The following is a 19,288-nucleotide window of genomic DNA, read 5'->3' as shown; positions in this document are numbered from 1 at the left end:
CAGTCAAGGCCGCTCAGCACACCGGGATTGGGTGATTTTTTTTGGAACCATCCTGATGCCTGCCCGTTAGGCTCTGGTTGAGCTTAAAAGAGGAGGCCGATGATGCACACTTCGACCCATGTTCCCGATAAACGCACGGAGGCGTCCGACCGCATGAAGCGGGCGAAGCCAAACCGCATGCAGAAGGCGCAGGTGCTGCCGCCGCATCAAGTCGATCTGACGCTGACGCCCGGCGTCTATCACGACATTCACGTGCCCGCCCATGTTACCGGTGCCGATCTTTCCAAGGGTGGTCCCGACATTAAGGCCCCCGGCGTGCAAGCCAATGCAGAGACCAAGAAATAACGGCTGTTCCGGACGCCTCTTTGGCGCGCTGACGCTAGATTTGAAACAGGATGAGAAACATATGACGATCAAATTTGTGCCCCGCGAGATCTTCATCCGGCACGAAAATGAATGGCAGGCTGTCCGCGAGGCGGCGGACGAGCGCATCAATATCGGCAAACGCCAGAAGCCGCTCTCGTGCATTGCCGGCACGGCATCGGTTGGGAAAAACGATCCTTCGGCCACACGCTCCGAATAACCAACCAGTCGCGCTGGCGTTAGCGACATTAGCGCCCGGCATGATGCCGGGCAGTCGCGTGCCTCACGCTCGAAGCCGATCAGCCCGCCGAAGACGAGGGCGCCGAAGAGGCGAGCGAAGATGACGGGATAGTGGATGAGCGACGCCGGTATCAAGTCGGCGATGATGAGATCCATGGATTTTTCCTCAGAATAGAGGAATTTTTCGCTGGCCAAAATCTGGGCGTGGAATTTGTTCAGCTTTTTCCCCTCATGCGTTTCAGCAGCCGCACTGGCCCCAGCGATGCACCTCGGCGCTTCCATGTTATTGGAGGGAAAGATCGGCCAACCATGCATCATCCTGTCGCCGCGCCAACCTTTCGGAAAGGATTGGGCAGCGATAATCCCGGCCTCACGGGAATCGGACAGATGGCCAAGACAGCGACACGCGGCCGCCGCAAGGCGCCAGCCAGAGGAAAGAGCAAAGCGCGCAGCAGCGGTGGCGGATTGCTGCCCTGGGCGGTGATCGGCATTGCCGCGTTCGGCGGCATCGTCGCCCACGACCATTGGAAGAGCATCCAGCCGATGCTTGCAAGGCAATCGCCGTCGATCACGCCGGAAACGGCGGAGCCGAGGCCCGTCGTTAGGAAGGACGTGCCGCCGAAGCAGGTGGCGCTTGCCGCCCCCACGCCCAAAACCGCAGCGTCGGTGCCTCAGTCGCAGCCGCTGCCGCCAGCCGCGATCCCGACGCCGATGATCCAACCGATAAAGGCAGTGCCGTCCCCGGCCTTGCCTGCCGTTTCGGAAACCGGGGCGGTCGCCTTCGGCTATTGCGGGCAGGGCGCGCATATCAATTGCGTCGGCGACGGTGGTGTCTTCTGGTACAAGGGCGAGAAGATCGTGATTGCCGACATGGCAAGCCCCGTAGTCGATCAGGCGCGCTGTGACGGCGAGCGCCGGGTGGCCTTCGCCGCCAAGTCGCGGCTGCTGGCGCTTCTGAACGCCGGGCCCTTCACCATGAATGCCGCGGGCAAGAGCGAGCCCTCTGGCGCGCCGCGCGTCGTCTCGCGCGACGGGCGCTCTTTCGGCGCGCAGCTGATCAATGAGGGACTGGCACGCAAGCCAGGGGCTGTCGGCAGCGCCTGGTGCGCCTGAGAGCGGCTACTTACCCTTCTTCACCAGCTTGCCGCCGGTGCGGAAGCTGCCAGTGAAGGAAGAATCCTTGCTTTCGGCGGTGCATTCGATCGCGATCGGCTGGCCGGCATAGGGATTGCCGAAGGTGCAGAAGCCGGCGACCTTGACCTCTCCGGTCATCTTGTTGCCGACACCGGTGGTGACGAGGCTGAGCGGCAGGCGGGCATTGCCGTTGGAGGCGGGCTTGATGCCGCTGCCGTCGCCCTGGAAGCCGAGCGCCTTGCCGTCTGAAGTGAAGATGAAGGTCACCAAGCCATTGGCCAGCGTGACGCTGGCAAGCTCGTTCTTGCAGCCCTTGGTGGCGTCGAATTTGGCGACGACCAGCTTGGCGCATTTGCCGGAAAGCGTAATGACGCCGGGCGCACCGGGAAAGGTCTCGGCAGGTGCGGCCGGCGCGGCAGAGGCCGGCAAGGCGAGGGCAGCGGAAAAAATTGCGGCAGCGGCAAGCACGGATAACTTCATTTCGATCTCAAACCCCATGTCGTGGCGAGGCGAATCACGACCTCACCCTCGGTCCGCCATGGCATGGTTCTGTGTCCGAATTTGGCTCCGCTATTCCTGAAGCACAAAAATTTCACCGGCCGCCAGGCTGACTCGGCGATCGGCGGCAGATGAGTGAAAAGTTGGTTGAGCTTGCCGGTTGCAAGATCCAGCAATGGCATAGGCTGCCGGACATCGCCAACGAACCGATGTGACACGACAGGGACAAGGCACTGATCGAGCGTGCCGTTTTGGATGCATGTCTGGTCAAGGGGAATGGGCCCAGGCAGGGAAGTCCAGGCCCATTCGTTCCCGATCGGAGGTCAGTCAGATCAGGAATTTGTAGCTGCCGGATAATTAGAACAGGATTCAGATTTTAGGCCGACCCGGCCTAAAATCATCCTGTTCCAGCCGGCAGCCCTTTATCAGAATGCGCGCTGCAGGCGGAAGAAGCCCGAGGTGACGTCGTCAGCATCTTCCGGATCGAGGTACTGAACCGAAATCTTCGTGGAGAGGTTCTCGACGATCTGGTAGTCGATCGTCACGCCGGCCTTCCAGGCATCGCCGTCGTTGAACTCGCCGGCAGTGACGCCGTAGTCGCCGTAGTACTGAACAGCCGGGGTAATCTTCAGCTTGTCAGTCGCCTTGATGGCGTATTCAGCAGCGACCGCCCATTCAGCCTTGTTGTAGTAGGCGTTCGGGTTGGTCGCGTAGACAACTGCGAGGCCGAGCGTGCCCGGACCGACAGCAACCGTACCCATTGCGCGGACGGCACCTTCTTCGTTGTCGGTGTCGTAACCGGCAGTGATCTGGTAGCTGAAGGCACCAGCCTTGCCGCCGAGACCGACTGCAACGCCGAAGTTGTTAGCGGTTTCGCCATGATAGAACGGGCTGTCTTCCAGTTCGTCGACGCTGATGCCAGCATAGAAGTCGCTGGTTTCGTACTGATAACGGATCGAGTTATGCAGCGTTACCGGCGAACCGATATCGTCCGTTTCGCCGGAGAGGCCATCGTCCCACCAGCTGTAGAACAGACCGGCGCGGAAACCGGCGATGTCGAGGTATGCGGAGTCCAGCTGGGCCTTCTGGGCCGTAGCGTTGTCAGCATTGAACTGCATGACGATAACGCCGGTCAGCGGACCATATTCGGTGTCGCTCTTGGCCGTGAACTGGACCTGGCCACGCGTGCGGGCATCCCAGTCCGAGTCGTTGGGGACAGAACCACCGCCGGCAGCGCCGATCGAGCTGGCGTGCGGAGCAACGTCAACCTGGAAACGGATGTAACCGTTGATCTTGAGGCAGGTTTCGGTGCCCGGGATATAGAAGTAGCCGGTGCCGTAAGCGTCGCAGACGCGAACATATTCAACCGGTTCCGGCTCGGCAGCAACGATAGCGTCAGCAGCCTGAGCGCCGGATACTGCTGCAAGCGCAGCAGCGGAGCCGAGAAGAAGGCTCTTGATGTTCATGGAATAACCTCCAGTTCAGATGCAGAAAGGATGAAGACCGTTGCCATCGGCAGTCCCTACGTGTCTTCACCCCGTGTGACCGAAGCGGCACCTTTTTGGCTCGGTGCCTGCCTCGCCGCGGAAGTTACATAGGGGATGTTGCACTGCAACGACATTGTCGATTGTGACAGCAGGCTGACACAGCTATGTTGCTGAAATCACACGTATTTTGTCATAAACTCGTCATCTATCCGTCACAAAACCGCGCCTCAGGATGCGTGAGCAACGAGGGGCTGAACTTCGGTCGCGGTATACAATTGATGATCGCGTGAGCATGTCCTCATGTGCGAACGCGCCGTCACTGCAATTGCACGAAACGGCAAAGAGCCGACAACCGCCATGGTTTGCCAGGACATGTGGATTTCGGGCCACGGGTTCTCACTGGCCGTGATCGACGAATGTCGCCTCGGCGAGAAGCGAAGAAGATCTGGCACGCACTTTTGCTGGAATTGCTCTATTCGCCTTTTTCACCAGCTTGCCGGCGGCCGCTCAGGCGTCGAATGGGGAGAGCAATTGTCTCACTCGGGATTTTTGAAATCGTCCCAGAGGATTGCTGCCCCGGCCGCGAAAATGGTGATCGGTATCAGCCAAAGCTTGATGCTAATGGGTTCGACGACATGAAACAGCATATAACCGAAACCGAAGAAGCCAGCCCCAACCAGGGTGAGGCCGAGGATTATGGATATTGCTTTACGTGTCCGCGTCCTTTGCGTCATACGTCCCCCTATTTCCCACGTGTGGGGCCATCCCACAGCCATTGAAACCCCGGCCCGGATCATGGCGCGGACCAATCACACTCAAGCCCTCGCTCCGCAATGTGCTGGATCTGGAGCACGTGCCAGGCTCAGGAATCAAAAAATCCCCAAGGGGGGATTTATCAACAATGTCAGGGAGATCGGATGGTGGGCGTGACAGGGATTGAACCTGTGACCCCTACGATGTCAACGTAGTGCTCTCCCGCTGAGCTACACGCCCATCCGATGGCGGCGCATAGATCACAAAACCTTTGGAGCCGTCAATAGGCTTTTTTCAGTTTTGTGACGCGCCGCTCGTCACGCCTTATGCGGCAAGCATTTTGTTGACCTCATCGACGAGGTCGCGCAGGTGGAAAGGCTTGGAAAGGACCTTGGCATCCTTCGGCGCCTTCGAATCAGGGTTCAGCGCCACGGCGGCAAAACCGGTGATGAACATTACCTTCAGGTCGGGGTCGAGTTCGGTGGCGCGGCGCGCCAGCTCGATGCCATCCATCTCGGGCATGACGATATCGGTCAGCAGCAGGGAAAACGGCTCCTCGCGCAGCCGGTCATAGGCGCTGGCGCCATTGTCGTAGGAAAGGACCTTGTAGCCGGCCTTTTCGAGCGCTTTCACCAGGAAGCGGCGCATGTCGTTATCGTCTTCGGCGAGAAGTATCTTCTGAGTCATCAATCCAGACCGCGATCCATAAGTTTTTGGTGGGCTACCAGCCGTTTACACTAGTCTTTACCCGGTAAACAACCGGTGAATTGCCTGTGCCTGACCGCCATCCCTTCTACATAGTATGGACTTGCGGCCGGGCAACTGGCAACATGGGCAAAGCAGTCAGTTCATGACATGGTAAAGAGGGCCGAAAGTGCCGGAAATACGCGAATACGAGCTTTTTGAGGTCCATGAGCCCGTGTCGCAGACCATTCCCTTCGTCTACAACTCCCCCCATAGCGGCCGTATTTATCCACCGGAATTTATTGCCCAGTCCAGGCTGGAGGGGATCGCCATCCGCCGTTCCGAGGATCACTATGTCGACGAGCTCTTCGGCTCGGCCGTCGCACTCGGCGCGCCACTCCTGGCGGCCAACTTCCCGCGCGCCTATCTCGACGTCAATCGCGAGCCCTACGAGCTCGATCCGCGGATGTTCGACGGGCTGCTGCCGCCCTATGCCAACGTCAATTCGCTCAGGGTCGCCGGCGGGCTCGGCACCATTCCGCGCATCGTCGCCGAGAACATGGAGATCTATGCGCGGCGCCTGCCGGTGCAGGAGGGGCTCGACCGCGTCGAAGCCGTCTACAAGCCCTATCATGCGGCGCTGCGCCGGCTGATTGCGCGAACGCATGTGCAGTTCGGCTTCGGCGTGCTGATCGACTGCCATTCGATGCCCGGCAATGTGCGGGTCGCCGGCAGCACTTCGCGACCTGATTTCATCATTGGTGATCGCTACGGCACCAGCGCTTCGGCCGAGCTTTCGCGCGCGGCCATCGCCATCCTCGAGGAAATGGGTTTTGCGGCGATCCGCAACAAGCCTTATGCCGGCGGCTTCATCACCGAACATTACGGCAGGCCTTCGCGCGGCCTGCACGCGCTGCAGATCGAGGTGAATCGGGCGATCTATGTCGACGAGCTGACGCTGGAGAAACACGAGGATTTCGCCGCGGTGGCCAATGCCGTCACGGACTTCATGCAGCAGATGGCGGACTACGTCGAGAAATTCGCCGGCGATCGGGCGCTGGCCGCCGAATAGATCTTTTTTCGATTTTACTGACGTGTGGCCTTCGCCGGCTAAAAAAAACCGCGCTTGTGAGCGCGGCTAAGTCTAGGGAGGAAACACCCAAGGAGGGTATTTACAGTCAGAAGACTGTATGAAGACGCTACTATTGCATTGCACAAATGTCAAGCAATTTATTGCGCTGCGACATCTTTGGGCAATTAAACCCAAATTGCCCGATGCGATTGCATTCCCGTTGCTTTTCGCTATGAAAAGCGCCATTCCCGCCAGCCAAACGGATCCATCATGTTTCCTGACCGTTCGTTCTTCAACCGCCTGGCGGAAGCCGCCCGGGCCGAGACGCTGCCGCGCTTCCGCTCCGGCCTCGATGTCACGAACAAGCTTTCCTCCGGTTTCGATCCGGTAACGGAGGGCGACCGGGCGGCCGAACTCGCCATCCGGGCGCTGATCGAGGAGAATTTCCCCGGCCACGGCATTCTCGGCGAGGAACATGGCGATGTCGGGCTCGACCGCGAATATGTCTGGGTGATCGATCCGATCGACGGCACGCGCGCCTTTATATCCGGTGTGCCGGTGTGGGGAACGCTGATCGGCCTGCAGAAGGATGGCAGGGCGATCATGGGCATGATCGAGCAGCCCTTTACCGGCGAGCGTTATTTCGCCGACCAGAACGGCTCGATCTATACCGGGCCGGAGGGCGAACGGCGGCTGGCGACGCGCCAGTGCGACGCGCTGTCGAACGCCATCCTGTTCACCACCTCGCCGCATCTCTTTGCCGGCGAGGAGATGGAGAAATACCGCGAGATCGAGAGCCAGGTACGGCTCTTCCGCTACGGCTGCGACTGCTATGCCTATGCGCTGCTTGCCGCCGGCCATATCGATCTCGTCGTCGAAAACAGCCTGAAGCCCTATGATGTCGGCGGCATCATTCCCGTCATCGAGGGGGCGGGCGGCATCATCACCACCTGGGACGGCGGACGGCCGGAAAACGGCGGCTCGATCATCGCCGCCGGCAGCCAGGCGGTCTACGAACAGGCAATCGCCATCCTGCAGCGCTGATCCCCCGGTCGGCAAAGCCGATCCGGCTCACGTACCGAGGGCAGCAATGTCCTGGTTTTCTTCGGCATCGCTGCCGGGAATGAAGGCGTGGAAGGCCGCAAGGGCGGCGGCGCGGTAGATATCCCGTTCCTGGAATATCTCGTGCCGGGCGCCGTTGATCGGCACCAGCTGGCCGGCGCGGAAATAACGCGAAAGGCGCTCCTGCGCCGTATAGGGCACGACACCGTCACGCGTTGGGGCGATGACGATGGTCGGGATGGTGATCGAGAAGAGATGGTAGGGCGAGGTGACCCGGTCCATCGTGCGAAAGGCCTCGGTCAGCCAGCGGGCTGTCGGTGGCCCGAGTGTCAGCTCCGGATGGGCCTTCATCATCGCGACATTGCGCTCGAAGCGGTGCTCGTCCGAGGTCAGCGGATTGTCGCGGAAATCCGGCTCCTTCAGTTTCGAGGTCAGCGGCAGGAAGCCGAGGCCGACGGCGTTCAGCGTGCCGGCAAGGGTGCGAATGACGCGGGGCGAAGCCGCCTGGCCGGTAAGGCCGATGAAGGGCGCCGACAGCACCATGCGATCGATACGAGTGGTGAGATAGGGGGCGGCCGAGAGCGCGATCAGGCCGCCTGTGGAATGCGCGAGCAAGTAGAAGGGCAGGCGGGTATCCGGCAGCACCACCTTTTCGAGGAAGGTGTCGAGATCGCGCTCGTAATCGACGAAGCGGCGGATGTGGCCGTGGTTTCGGCGTTTCAGGAGCCGCTGCGAGCCGCCCTGGCCGCGCATATCGAAGGTCGCGACCCAGAGGCCCCTGGCCGTCAGGTCGCGGATCGTCTCAAAATATTTCTCGATATATTCGTTTCGGCCGTGCAGGATGACGACGGTGCCCTTGGCAACCTGTCCGCTAGAGCGGAAGACGGCGTAACGCAGTTGGTGGCCGTCATGGGTTTCGAAGAACCCCTCCGTGCGGTTTTCCGGAGCGGGATTGTCGGGCGTCGAATAGAGAACCTGATCCATGACTTTGCCAATGCGCCGCTGCTGACTGCTTCCACCTTCAGGGATAGCGCATGGCATCCGGCTTGGAAAGCGGTGGGGGAAAAGGGCCGGCAGGAGCATGAGGGTGCTCTCGGCCGGCCGAAGTTGAGACTGAAGAAGAAGGGACGATGCACTTCAGCCATCGGGACCAGATTCACCCGACGCCGAAATTTCTAGGCGAATGCGCCTGAACGCGCTCCGAACCGGTCGTTCATGCGGGGTTCACGGGCCGATCAAGGCGATTCCGGAAAGGTCTTGAACTCGTCAAATCCCATCACCATCTCCTTTCTGCGGGTGCCGGAAAGGGCCTGCGCAACCGTCCCGAGGCCGCCAAAGATGGGGTTTCAGGGGCATTTCATCGCAACACGTCGCTTCCACAGGAGGACATCATGCGTCACGTAGACTTCTCTCCCCTTTATCGTTCGACCGTCGGTTTCGACCGGCTCTTCACCATGCTCGACAGTCTTGCCCAGCCGGAGCAGGCGCAGACCTATCCGCCCTATAATATCGAGCGCACCGGTGAAAACACCTATCGCATCACCATGGCCGTTGCCGGTTTCGACGAGACTGAACTTTCGATCGAAGCCCATGCCCATGTCCTGTCGGTGAAGGGTGAAAAGCACGAGGAACCTGCCGAAAGCGGCGAATTCCTCTACCGCGGCATTGCCAAGCGTGCCTTCGAGCGCCGCTTCCAGCTTGCCGACCATGTTGAGGTGACCGCTGCTTCGCTGAAGAACGGCCTGCTGCACATCGACCTTCTGCGCAATATTCCCGAGGCCATGAAGCCCCGCAAGATTACGATTGCTGCAGAACCGGTCGAGGCTCCGAAGGCCATTGAAGCGCAGATCATCAACGGCTAATCAGATCCTTGTCGGATGAAACGGACGGCGCTCCATCGGGGGCGCCGTTTTCTATTGCCGCTTGGCGCGACATGCTTCATGCCGGGCTGGCGGCTTCGTCGATTTCCTCGTCCGTTGCGCGGCGGGCCGCGGCGGCGGCGTATTTCTGGGCGATGACGGCGCAGACCATCAACTGGATCTGGTGGAACAGCATCAGCGGAAGCACGATCGCGCCGATCGACTGGCCGGCGAAGATGACGTTCGCGATCGGCACGCCGCTTGCAAGGCTCTTCTTCGAGCCGCAGAAGGTGATGGTGATCTCGTCGGCCTTGTTGAAGCCCAGCCAACGGCTGCCGAACATCGTCAGCACCAGGACAATTGCCAGCAGAACCATGTCGGCGACGATGACGACGGCGATATCGGCGATCGAGAAGGTGTGCCACAGACCTTCGACCACAGCCGTGCTGAAGGCGAGATAGACGACCATCAGGATCGAGCCGCGGTCGACAGGCATCAGGATCTTCTTCTTGGCGCGAATCCAGTCGCCGATCCAGGGCTGCAGAATCTGGCCGACGATGAACGGGGCGAGCAACTGCAGCAGGATCTGCTCTAATGCGTCGAAGGAGAAGCCGCCGTGGCCGCCGACGGAAAACAACAGGCCGACGAGCAGCGGTGTCAGGAACATGCCGAAGATGTTGGATGCCGAGGCCGAGCAGATGGCGGCCGACACGTTGCCGCCCGCCATCGAGGTGAAGGCGATCGACGACTGCACCGTCGAGGGCAGCACGCAGAGGAAGAGGATGCCGAGATAAAGCGGCTGCGGCAGGATCGTGTCGGGGATCAGTCCGAGCGCCATGCCAAGCAGCGGGAAGATGCCGAAGGTCGTCAGCAGAATGACGAGATGCAGGCGCCAGTGCAGCAGGCCTGATATGACGACGTCGCGCGACAGGCGGGCGCCGTGCAGGAAAAACAGCAGCGCGATGGCAAGGTCGGTGGCGATACCGAAATAATGCGCGAATGTGCCGCGCGCCGGCAGCAGCGAGGCGAGGATGACGGTGCAGACAAGCAGGATGGTGAATGTATCGGGCAGAAAGCGGCGCATGGCGATCTCGCGGCGTGATAAAACAATCATTGTTCTGTCGTCCATTATGATCCAGGATGCAAGGAATAACAGTTATCGAGAAACTGGATCATGCTAGACCTCTCGCAATTGCGCAGTTTCGTTGCTGTCGAACAGATGGGCAGTTTCACGCTCGCGGCAGAGAGGCTCGGCCTCGGTCAGTCGACCGTCAGCCAGCACATCCAGCGGCTGGAGACGGCACTCGGGCGCAAGCTGCTGGCGCGCGACACGCATAAGGTGATGCTGACCGGCGATGGCGAGGCGCTGCTGTTGCATGCGCGCGCCATGCTTTCGATCGAGGGGCAGATACAGTCGCTGTTTAAGAGCAACAGCCTGCGCGGCAGCCTGCGGCTCGGCGTGTCGGAAGATTTCGTCACCAGTCAGCTGCCGGCGGTGCTCGAGGATTTCGTTCGTTCGCACCCCTCCGTCGACCTCGAGCTGACTGTGGCGCTTTCCGGCGTTCTCTACGAGATGCAGGACAATGGCGAGATCGATCTGGTGCTCGCCAAGCGCCGGCTCGGCGATGCGCGCGGAAAGCTCGTCTATCGCGAGCCGCTCGTCTGGCTGGCGCGTGATCCAGAGCGCGTGCTCGCCTCCGGTCCTCTGCCACTGATCGCCTTTCCGCCGCCGAGCGTCACGCGAGTGATCGCGCTCGAAGCGCTCGGTCGAAACGGGGTGCCGTGGAGGATCGTCTGTACCTGCGGCAGCTTGAGCGGGCTGACGGCAGCGGCCCGGGCCGGGATGGGGGTGCTGGTGCAGCCGCGCAGCATGGCGCCCTCAGGGCTGAAGGAAATCACTGCGGGAAGACTTCCGGTGCTGGAGGATGTGGAATTCGTGCTGGTTCCGCGCAAGGGCGCGGACCAGGCGCTGGTCTCGGCCCTGTCGGAGGATATTCTGCAGAAGGTGAGGGGGCTGAGGTCGGCGTGAGTCCTTGCCGGCAGCGAAAGGCCCGCCGGGCCGGCAAGCCTTTCGCGCCGGCGATCAAGCGGCCAGGCATTTCAGGAAACCATCGACATCCGCTTCGGTCGTCGCGAAGCTGGTGACGAGGCGGATCAGGGTTTCGCTTTCGGAAACGAGTTCGGGCGTTGCCGCCGGGACCGGCCATTCGTAAAATTTCGCGCCCTTTTCCTCCGCGGTTTTTACGGCACTTTTGCTGACGACGGCAAAGACTTCGTTGGATGCGGTCGGCCAGGCGAGGCGGGCGGAATTGCTCGTGCCGATGCCGGCGCGCAGCCGGTCGGCCATGCCGTTCGAATGACGGGCAAGATCGAGCCAGAGGCCGTTTTCGAAATAGGCGTCGAACTGGGCGGCGATGAAACGCGACTTGGAGAAGAGCTGGGCGGCGCGCTTGCGGATGAAGGGCATTTCCCGCGCCTGATCCGGATTGAAGAAGACGATCGCTTCGGCGCACCAGCAGCCGTTCTTGGTGCCGCCGAAGGAGAGCATATCGACGCCACGCTTCCAGGTCATCTCGGCCGGGGTGGCGCCAAGTGCGACCAGCGCGTTGGCGAAGCGGGCACCATCCATGTGGAGCGGCAGACTGCGCTTTCTGGCGATGGCGGCGATCTCGCCGATCTCCGGCAAGGAATAGACGGTGCCGATCTCGGTCGCCTGGGTGATGGTCACGGCGCTGGCGCGGCCGTGGTGGACGGCGTCCTCGGGAAAGCTTGCGATCTTTTCAGAAAGCTTCGCCGGATCGATCTTTCCGGCTTCGCCGTCAACGGCAACGAGGCGGGCGGAACCGGAGAAAAATTCCGGCGCGCCGCATTCATCCTCGATCACATGGGCTTCCGAATGGCAGAAGGTGATGCCGCCGGGGCGCTGGACGCTTGCCAGCGACAGCGAGTTGGCGGCTGTGCCGGTGGCGACGAAGAAGATCGAAACCTCACGCTCGAAGATCTCGGAAAAACGAGCTTCGACCTTTCTGTCGAGATCGCCGGCGCCATAGGCGGCGGCAAAGCCGGTCGATTCCGTCAGCAGACGTTCGGCAATGGATTTGTGGGCGCCGGCCCAGTTATCGGAAGCAAAGAACATGTGGGGAAACCGTTGGAAAGGAAGGGGTTGGCAAGTCCGCAGCGGACATTACGCCAAAGCTTCGCAGGATCAAGGTTGTCGCCGGCGACACATCACGGAAATTGAACTACGCAATCAATAAACAAAATAATTCGTTACAACGTAATTTTCTTTCGTCATCGCCGCTACATAGGCAATCTTCCGTCGCAAATTGACGTTTTTTGACGGAGCGCTCTTGCAGAGCCGAATGCTTTCTGGCATAGAACTGATGAATTAGGACAGTGTTGCTGTCCTATTCTGGCCTTTATGACCGAAGAGGCGCCGAAAGCCCTGGAACAGACCGGCTTTCACGCTATAGTTCTTCCGAGCGTCAAGCCTTAAGGGGTGGCGCGCGGAGGCGAATGGCAGGCGCGGAACGCGACGGTTTGCTTTCCTTTAAAGCAGATGTCTGCGGCCGATCTTCACAATGCAACAGCGCTGTCATGCGCCGAACCTATCTTCGGGTTGCGGCGCGGGACGAAAAGCCGCCCGCGACCGCGCGGGCTTCGACAGGAGGAAAGATGATGACGAAGACGCCATCCATGGAAGTTGACCGGTTTGCTGCTGCTGAGCTGCGCGCGACGGCCAATATGTCCAAATCCGCCTCCGGCCTGCCGAAGAAGCAGGGCCTCTACGATCCGCGCAACGAACATGATGCCTGCGGCGTCGGCTTCGTCGCCCATATGAAGGGTGAGAAGTCGCACCAGATCGTCAAGGATGGCCTTTTCATCCTCGAGAACCTGACGCATCGCGGCGCCGTCGGCGCCGATCCGCTGATGGGTGACGGCGCCGGCATCCTGGTGCAGATCCCCGACCGTTTCTTCCGCGAGGAGATGGCCGAGCAGGGCATCACCCTGCCGCCGGTCGGCGAATATGGTGTCGGCCATATCTTCATGCCGCGCGATGAAAAGCAGATCGAGCATTTCAAGAAGGTGATCAAGGACGTCATCACCGAGGAAGGTCAGGTCTTCATCGGCTTCCGTGACGTGCCGGTCGACAATTCCTCGCTCTCCAAGGCGCCGGCCATTGCCGCGACTGAGCCGCATCATGTGCAGGTCTTCATCGGCGCCGGCGAGGACGCCGAAAACAACGACGAGTTCGAGCGCCGGCTGTTCACGCTGCGCAAGGTGATCTCGAACCGCATTTATGACGAGTTCGACGGCGAGGAGAGCAATTTCTATCCGGTATCGCTGTCGTCGGCGACTGTGGTCTACAAGGGCATGTTCCTGGCCTATCAGGTCGGCGTCTACTACAAGGACCTGTCGGATCCGCGCTTCGAAAGCGCGGTCGCCCTGGTGCATCAACGCTTCTCGACCAACACCTTCCCGTCGTGGAAGCTCGCGCATCCCTACCGTATGGTCGCCCATAACGGCGAGATCAACACGCTGCGCGGCAACGTCAACTGGATGGCGGCGCGCCAGGCGTCGGTCTCCTCGCCGCTGTTCGGCGAGGACATTTCCAAGCTCTGGCCGATCTCTTACGAGGGGCAGTCGGACACGGCCTGCTTCGACAATGCGCTCGAATTCCTGGTGCGCGGCGGTTATTCGCTGGCGCATGCCGTGATGATGCTGATCCCGGAAGCCTGGGCCGGCAACCAGTCGATGGCGGCCGAACGCAAGGCGTTCTACGAATATCATGCGGCGCTGATGGAGCCCTGGGACGGGCCGGCTGCCGTCGCCTTCACCGACGGCAAGCAGATCGGCGCGACGCTCGACCGCAACGGCCTGCGGCCGGCGCGCTACCTGGTCACCGATGACGACCGCGTCATCATGGCGTCCGAAGCCGGCGTGCTGCCGGTTCCGGAGGAGAAGATCATCCAGAAGTGGCGCCTGCAGCCGGGCAAGATGCTGCTGATCGATATGGAAGAAGGCCGCATCATCTCCGACGATGAGGTGAAGTCGCAGCTGGCGACGGCGCATCCCTATCGCAGCTGGCTCAACCGCACCCAGCTGATCCTCGAAGACCTGAAGCCGGTGGAGCCGCGGGCGCTGCGCCGCGACGTGTCGCTGCTCGACCGCCAGCAGGCCTTCGGCTATACGCTCGAGGATACACGCATCCTGATGTCGCCGATGGCGACGACGGGCCAGGAGGCGATCGGCTCGATGGGCACGGATACGCCGATCTCGGCGATGTCGGAAAAGCCGAAGTTGCTCTACACCTATTTCAAGCAGAACTTCGCGCAGGTGACCAACCCGCCGATCGACCCGATCCGCGAGGAACTGGTGATGAGCCTGGTTTCCTTCATTGGGCCGCGGCCGAACATTCTCGACCACGAGGGGGCGGCGAACGCCAAGCGGCTCGAGGTTCGTCAGCCGATCCTGACCAATGGCGATCTCGAAAAGATCCGCTCGATCGGCCATACGGAAGACCGTTTCGACACCAAGACGCTCGATTTCACCTATGATATCGAGCGTGGTGCCGAAGGCATGCCCGAGATGCTCGACCGGCTCTGCGAGCGCGCGGAGGCGGCCGTCAAGGGCGGTTACAACATCATCGTGCTCTCCGACCGCCAGATCGGGCCGGATCGGATCGCCATTCCCGCGTTGCTCGCCACAGCTGCCGTGCATCACCATCTGATCCGCAAGGGGCTGCGCACCTCGGTCGGTCTCGTCGTCGAGACCGGAGAGCCGCGCGAGGTCCACCATTTCTGCCTGCTCGCCGGCTACGGCGCCGAGGCGATCAACCCTTATCTTGCCTTCGACACGTTGCTCGACATGCATGCCAAGGGCGAATTCCCGAAGGAAGTGGATGCTTCCGAAGTCGTCTACCGCTACATCAAGGCAGTCGGCAAGGGCATCCTCAAGGTCATGTCGAAGATGGGCATCTCGACCTACCAGTCCTATTGCGGCGCGCAGATCTTCGATGCGATCGGCCTGCAGTCGGAACTGATCGACAAGTATTTCTTCGGAACCGCGACGATGATCGAAGGCGTTGGCCTCGAGGCAATCGCCTCAGAAACCGTCGCCCGCCATAACGCGGCCTTCGGCACCGATCCGCTTCTTGCCACGACGCTCGACATCGGCGGCGAATATGCCTACCGCATGCGCGGCGAAAGCCATGCCTGGACGCCGGATGCCGTCGCGGCCCTTCAACATGCCGTGCGCGGCAATGCCGAGGACCGTTATCAGGAATTCGCCGAGATGGTGAACAACTCGGCGCTGCGGATGAACACGATCCGCGGGCTGTTCAAGATCAAGAGCGCCGAAGCGCTCGGCCGCAAGCCGGTATCGGTCGACGAGGTCGAACCGGCGGCCGATATCGTCAAGCGGTTCTCGACGGGCGCAATGTCCTTCGGCTCAATCTCCAGAGAGGCGCATACGACGCTGGCGATTGCCATGAACCGGATCGGCGGCAAGTCGAACACCGGCGAAGGTGGTGAGGAATCCGACCGTTACATGCCGCTGGCCGATGGTTCGATGAACCCGGAACGCTCGGCGATCAAGCAGATCGCCTCGGGTCGCTTCGGCGTCACCACCGAATATCTCGTCAATGCCGACATGCTGCAGATCAAGGTGGCGCAGGGCGCCAAGCCCGGCGAAGGCGGCCAGCTGCCCGGTCACAAGGTCGATGCGACTGTTGCCAAGACCCGACATTCGACCCCGGGTGTCGGCCTGATTTCGCCGCCGCCGCACCACGACATCTATTCCATCGAAGATCTGGCGCAGCTGATCTACGATCTGAAGAACGTCAACCCGACCGCCGATGTCTCGGTCAAGCTCGTCTCCGAAGTTGGCGTCGGCACGGTTGCCGCTGGTGTCGCCAAGGCACGCGCCGACCACATTACGGTCGCCGGCTTCGACGGCGGCACGGGTGCGTCGCCGCTGACGTCGCTGAAACATGCCGGCAGCCCCTGGGAAATCGGCCTTGCCGAGACGCAGCAGACGCTGGTGCTGAACGGGCTGCGCTCGCGCGTCGCCCTGCAGGTGGACGGTGGGCTGAAGACTGGCCGCGACGTTATCATCGGGGCGCTGCTCGGAGCCGACGAATTCGGCTTTGCCACCGCGCCGCTGATTGCCGCCGGCTGCATCATGATGCGCAAGTGCCATCTCAACACCTGTCCGGTGGGTGTGGCGACCCAGGATCCGGTGCTGCGCAAGCGCTTCAAGGGCGCGCCGGAGCACGTCATCAACTATTTCTTCTTCGTCGCCAACGAAGTGCGTGAAATCCTCGCCTCGCTGGGCTTCACCCGGCTCGACGAGATCATCGGCGCCTCGGAGCTTCTGGAGAAGGACGAGATGTTGAACCACTGGAAGGCAAAGGGCCTCGATTTCAACCGTATCTTCCACAAGGTCGACGCTCCCAAGGAAGAGACCTTCTGGACGAGCCGGCAGAAGCACCCGATCGACGATATTCTCGACCGCGTGCTGATCGAGCAGGCGCAGCCGGCACTGACGGCCAAGACGCCCGTCGCCTTCGAAGTCGGCATCAAGAACGTCGACCGGTCGGTGGGCGCGATGCTTTCCGGCGAGGTCGCCAAGCGTTATCGCCATCGCGGTCTGAAGGAAGACACGATCAACGTGACGCTTCGCGGCACGGCGGGGCAGAGCTTCGGCGCCTTCCTGTCGCGCGGCGTCACTTTCAACCTGATCGGCGACGGCAACGACTATGTCGGCAAGGGCCTTTCGGGCGGCAAGATCATCATCCGGCCGCCGGAGAATTCGAGGATCGTAGCCGAGGACTCGATCATCGTCGGCAACACCGTGCTCTATGGTGCGACCGAGGGCGAATGCTATTTCCGCGGTGTAGCGGGCGAACGTTTCGCCGTGCGCAATTCAGGCGCGATTGCCATCGTCGAAGGTGTCGGCGACCATGGCTGCGAATACATGACCGGTGGCGTCGTCGTCGTGCTCGGTGCCACGGGCCGTAATTTCGCGGCCGGGATGTCCGGCGGTGTCGCCTACGTGCTCGATGAAACCGGCGATTTCGCCAGCCGCTGCAACATGGCGATGGTCGAGCTCGAGCCGGTGCCCGAGGAGGACGACATGCTGGAGAAGCTGCACCATCACGGCGGCGACCTCATGCACAAGGGACGCGTCGACGTCTCTGGCGACATGACGCGCCATGACGAGGAGCGCCTCTACCAGCTGATCTCCAACCATCTGCACTATACCGGCTCGGCCCGCGCCACTGAGATACTCGACAACTGGGCCGAAAACCGTCCGAAGTTCCGCAAGGTCATGCCGGTCGAATACCGTCGTGCGCTCGAGGAAATGGAGCGCAGCCGGATGGGCATCGCCGCGGAATGAATTGCACCGGGACATCCGTCACCTGCTGACTGCAGGTGACGGATGACGACAATATCTCAACGACCCGTGACGATCACGCCGACGACGAAGGTGTTCAGATCGCACGGATGTCTTGCAGGGGATATGATCCAATGACGGTCAAGACAAGCAACTTGCCCCGGGTACCGGGACTGACGATAGACAGATTGGCTGCGGTGAGGCGGTCATGAGGGTAAGGGACGAAAACATGGGTAAGGTAACAGGGTTTCTGGAAATCGACCGGCAGGTGGCAAAGTACCAGCCGGCGTCGGATCGTATCCGTCATTTCCGCGAGTTCACGATCCCGATGTCGGACCCGGAAGTGCAGAAACAGGCCGCGCGCTGCATGGACTGTGGCATCCCCTATTGCCACGGCCCGACCGGCTGCCCTGTTCACAACCAGATTCCCGATTGGAACGACCTCGTCTACAACAACAACTGGGAAGCGGCGATCCAGAACCTGCATTCGACCAACAACTTTCCAGAGTTCACCGGTCGCGTCTGCCCGGCGCCCTGCGAGGAAGCCTGCACGTTGAACCTCGAGGATGCGCCGGTCGCCATCAAGACGGTCGAACAGGCGATCGCCGACAAGGCCTATGAGCTCGGCTTCATCCGGCCTCAGCCGGCCACGGTCCACACCGGCAAGAAGGTCGCCGTCATCGGCTCCGGTCCCGCCGGCATGGCGGCCGCCCAGCAGCTCGGCCGCGCCGGCCACGAGGTGCATCTCTACGAGCGCGAGACGAAGCCGGGCGGACTGCTGCGTTACGGCATTCCGGATTTCAAGATGGAGAAGAACTTCATCGACCGCCGCGTCGAGCAGATGAAGGGCGAGGGCGTCACTTTCCATTGCGGCGTCAATGTCGGCGTCGACGTCAAGGTCGAGCAGTTGCTCGCCGATCACGACGCCGTGCTCTACTGCGGTGGCTCCGAGACGCCGCGCGAGGCGGGTATCCCAGGCACCGACCTTGTGGGCGTGCATGATGCGATGCCCTATCTCGTGCAGCAGAACCGCCGCGTCGGGCGCGAGAACATCGACAGCGTCGGCTGGCCGTCGGACCCGATCCTTGCCGGCGCCAAACATATCGTCGTTGTCGGCGGCGGCGATACGGCTTCGGACTGCGTCGGCACGGCCTTCCGCCAGGGAGCCGTCAAGGTTACCCAGCTCGACATCCGGCCGCAGCCGCCGGAGAAGGAAGACAAGCTTGCCGTCTGGCCTTTCTGGGCGACGAAGATGCGCACCTCCTCCTCGCAGGCCGAGGGTGCGGTGCGTGAATTCCAGGTGGCCACTCTTGAATTCGTCGGCGAAGACGGAGTGCTGACCGGTGTCAAATGCTGCGAGGTCGATGAGCGCCGGCGGCCGGTTCCAGGCACGGAATTCGTCATCCGCGCCGATCTCGCCTTCATCGCCATCGGTTTCCGCGGCCCGTTCACAACAAGCGTGCTGAAGGAGCTCGACGGCAAGCTGACGCTCAACACCGACAAGCGCGGCTCGACCAACGTCGTCGCCAACGACCGCGACTACAAGACTTCGGTCGACAAGTTCTGGACGGCGGGCGATGTGCGCCGCGGCCAATCGCTGGTGGTTTGGGCGATCCGTGAAGGCCGCCAGGCGGCGCGCGCCATCGACGAGGAATTGATGGGCTCGACCGTGCTGCCGAACTGACCATCGGCTGCGCACACTTCCCGAAGACACGAACTCCGCCTTTCCGGCGGAGTTT

Annotated in this window: 16 protein-coding genes, 1 tRNA gene and 1 pseudogene; 9 read left to right on the top strand and 9 right to left on the bottom strand. The window is 61.4% G+C overall.

Annotated features, from left to right (window positions below):
* Nucleotides 1-99: 99 nt before the first annotated feature.
* Together N1937_RS18850 and N1937_RS18845 are read left to right on the top strand one after the other, a co-directional pair.
* Nucleotides 100-345: a hypothetical protein gene (locus N1937_RS18850; RefSeq protein ID WP_260056733.1), complete on the top strand. Its 246-nt coding sequence runs from the start codon at nt 100-102 to the stop codon at nt 343-345.
* Nucleotides 346-406: 61 nt separating this feature from the next.
* Complete coding sequence (locus N1937_RS18845; RefSeq protein WP_260056732.1) at nt 407-583, top strand: hypothetical protein; 177 nt, start codon at nt 407-409, stop codon at nt 581-583.
* Between the two features lie 11 nt (nt 584-594).
* Here N1937_RS18845 and N1937_RS18840 read toward each other — a convergent pair.
* Nucleotides 595-921 (bottom strand): annotated as a pseudogene (locus N1937_RS18840) (MgtC/SapB family protein); the annotation flags it as partial.
* A 69-nt stretch (nt 922-990) separates the two neighbouring features.
* On the opposite strand from N1937_RS18840, the gene N1937_RS18835 reads away from it, so the two are divergent.
* Entirely contained in the window at nt 991-1,716 is a 726-nt protein-coding gene (locus tag N1937_RS18835) for a hypothetical protein (protein ID WP_260056731.1), read from the top strand.
* Between the two features lie 6 nt (nt 1,717-1,722).
* On the opposite strand, the gene N1937_RS18830 is transcribed toward N1937_RS18835, so the two are convergent.
* The 5 genes from N1937_RS18830 to cpdR1 all read right to left on the bottom strand — a co-directional run bounded on the left by N1937_RS18830 (nt 1,723) and on the right by cpdR1 (nt 5,162).
* Entirely contained in the window at nt 1,723-2,235 is a 513-nt protein-coding gene (locus tag N1937_RS18830) for a hypothetical protein (RefSeq protein WP_017967871.1), read from the bottom strand.
* 425 nt (nt 2,236-2,660) lie between these two features.
* Entirely contained in the window at nt 2,661-3,701 is a 1,041-nt protein-coding gene (locus N1937_RS18825) for a porin (protein WP_170277090.1), read from the bottom strand.
* Nucleotides 3,702-4,258: 557 nt separating this feature from the next.
* On the bottom strand, nt 4,259-4,456 hold the full coding sequence (locus tag N1937_RS18820) for a hypothetical protein (protein WP_003552742.1): 198 nt from the start codon (nt 4,454-4,456) through the stop codon (nt 4,259-4,261).
* A gap of 184 nt (nt 4,457-4,640) precedes the next feature.
* Nucleotides 4,641-4,715, bottom strand: a tRNA-Val gene (locus tag N1937_RS18815).
* Between the two features lie 84 nt (nt 4,716-4,799).
* Nucleotides 4,800-5,162, bottom strand: coding sequence for a response regulator CpdR1 (cpdR1, locus tag N1937_RS18810; protein WP_003542883.1), 363 nt, complete (start codon nt 5,160-5,162; stop codon nt 4,800-4,802).
* Between the two features lie 187 nt (nt 5,163-5,349).
* On the opposite strand from cpdR1, the gene N1937_RS18805 reads away from it, so the two are divergent.
* Both N1937_RS18805 and hisN read left to right on the top strand, forming a co-directional pair.
* The gene (locus N1937_RS18805) at nt 5,350-6,231 is read left to right on the top strand and encodes an N-formylglutamate amidohydrolase (RefSeq protein ID WP_260056730.1); all 882 of its coding nucleotides are present in this window, start codon (nt 5,350-5,352) and stop codon (nt 6,229-6,231) included.
* 270 nt (nt 6,232-6,501) lie between these two features.
* On the top strand, nt 6,502-7,275 hold the full coding sequence (gene hisN / locus N1937_RS18800) for a histidinol-phosphatase (protein WP_260056729.1): 774 nt from the start codon (nt 6,502-6,504) through the stop codon (nt 7,273-7,275).
* A gap of 27 nt (nt 7,276-7,302) precedes the next feature.
* Here the strand turns inward: hisN and N1937_RS18795 are convergent, their stop codons facing one another.
* The gene (locus N1937_RS18795; RefSeq protein ID WP_170277097.1) at nt 7,303-8,277 is read right to left on the bottom strand and encodes an alpha/beta fold hydrolase; all 975 of its coding nucleotides are present in this window, start codon (nt 8,275-8,277) and stop codon (nt 7,303-7,305) included.
* 407 nt (nt 8,278-8,684) lie between these two features.
* Between N1937_RS18795 and N1937_RS18790 the strand changes: the two genes are divergently transcribed.
* Entirely contained in the window at nt 8,685-9,155 is a 471-nt protein-coding gene (locus tag N1937_RS18790; RefSeq protein ID WP_017967865.1) for an Hsp20 family protein, read from the top strand.
* Between the two features lie 76 nt (nt 9,156-9,231).
* Here the strand turns inward: N1937_RS18790 and N1937_RS18785 are convergent, their stop codons facing one another.
* Nucleotides 9,232-10,281 carry a bile acid:sodium symporter family protein gene (locus N1937_RS18785; protein ID WP_441005651.1) on the bottom strand — a complete coding sequence of 350 codons (1,050 nt, stop codon included), beginning with the start codon at nt 10,279-10,281 and terminating at the stop codon, nt 9,232-9,234.
* 45 nt (nt 10,282-10,326) lie between these two features.
* On the opposite strand from N1937_RS18785, the gene N1937_RS18780 reads away from it, so the two are divergent.
* Nucleotides 10,327-11,181, top strand: a complete 855-nt coding sequence (locus N1937_RS18780) for a LysR substrate-binding domain-containing protein (RefSeq protein WP_260056727.1) — start codon at nt 10,327-10,329, stop codon at nt 11,179-11,181.
* Between the two features lie 54 nt (nt 11,182-11,235).
* On the opposite strand, the gene N1937_RS18775 is transcribed toward N1937_RS18780, so the two are convergent.
* Nucleotides 11,236-12,288 carry a threonine aldolase family protein gene (locus tag N1937_RS18775; protein WP_170259816.1) on the bottom strand — a complete coding sequence of 351 codons (1,053 nt, stop codon included), beginning with the start codon at nt 12,286-12,288 and terminating at the stop codon, nt 11,236-11,238.
* A 539-nt stretch (nt 12,289-12,827) separates the two neighbouring features.
* Between N1937_RS18775 and gltB the strand changes: the two genes are divergently transcribed.
* Together gltB and N1937_RS18765 are read left to right on the top strand one after the other, a co-directional pair.
* On the top strand, nt 12,828-17,552 hold the full coding sequence (gene gltB, locus N1937_RS18770; protein WP_260056726.1) for a glutamate synthase large subunit: 4,725 nt from the start codon (nt 12,828-12,830) through the stop codon (nt 17,550-17,552).
* Nucleotides 17,553-17,778: 226 nt separating this feature from the next.
* Nucleotides 17,779-19,233 (top strand): glutamate synthase subunit beta, encoded by a 1,455-nt coding sequence (locus tag N1937_RS18765; protein WP_162116978.1) that lies wholly within the window; start codon nt 17,779-17,781, stop codon nt 19,231-19,233.
* Nucleotides 19,234-19,288 lie beyond the last annotated feature (55 nt).

Origin of the sequence: Rhizobium sp. WSM4643 (assembly GCF_025152745.1) — a bacterium.
Lineage (GTDB): Bacteria > Pseudomonadota > Alphaproteobacteria > Rhizobiales > Rhizobiaceae > Rhizobium > Rhizobium leguminosarum_I.
The sequence above is the reverse complement of the archived record's forward strand: the minus strand, read 5'-3'. Positions and strand labels throughout refer to the sequence as shown.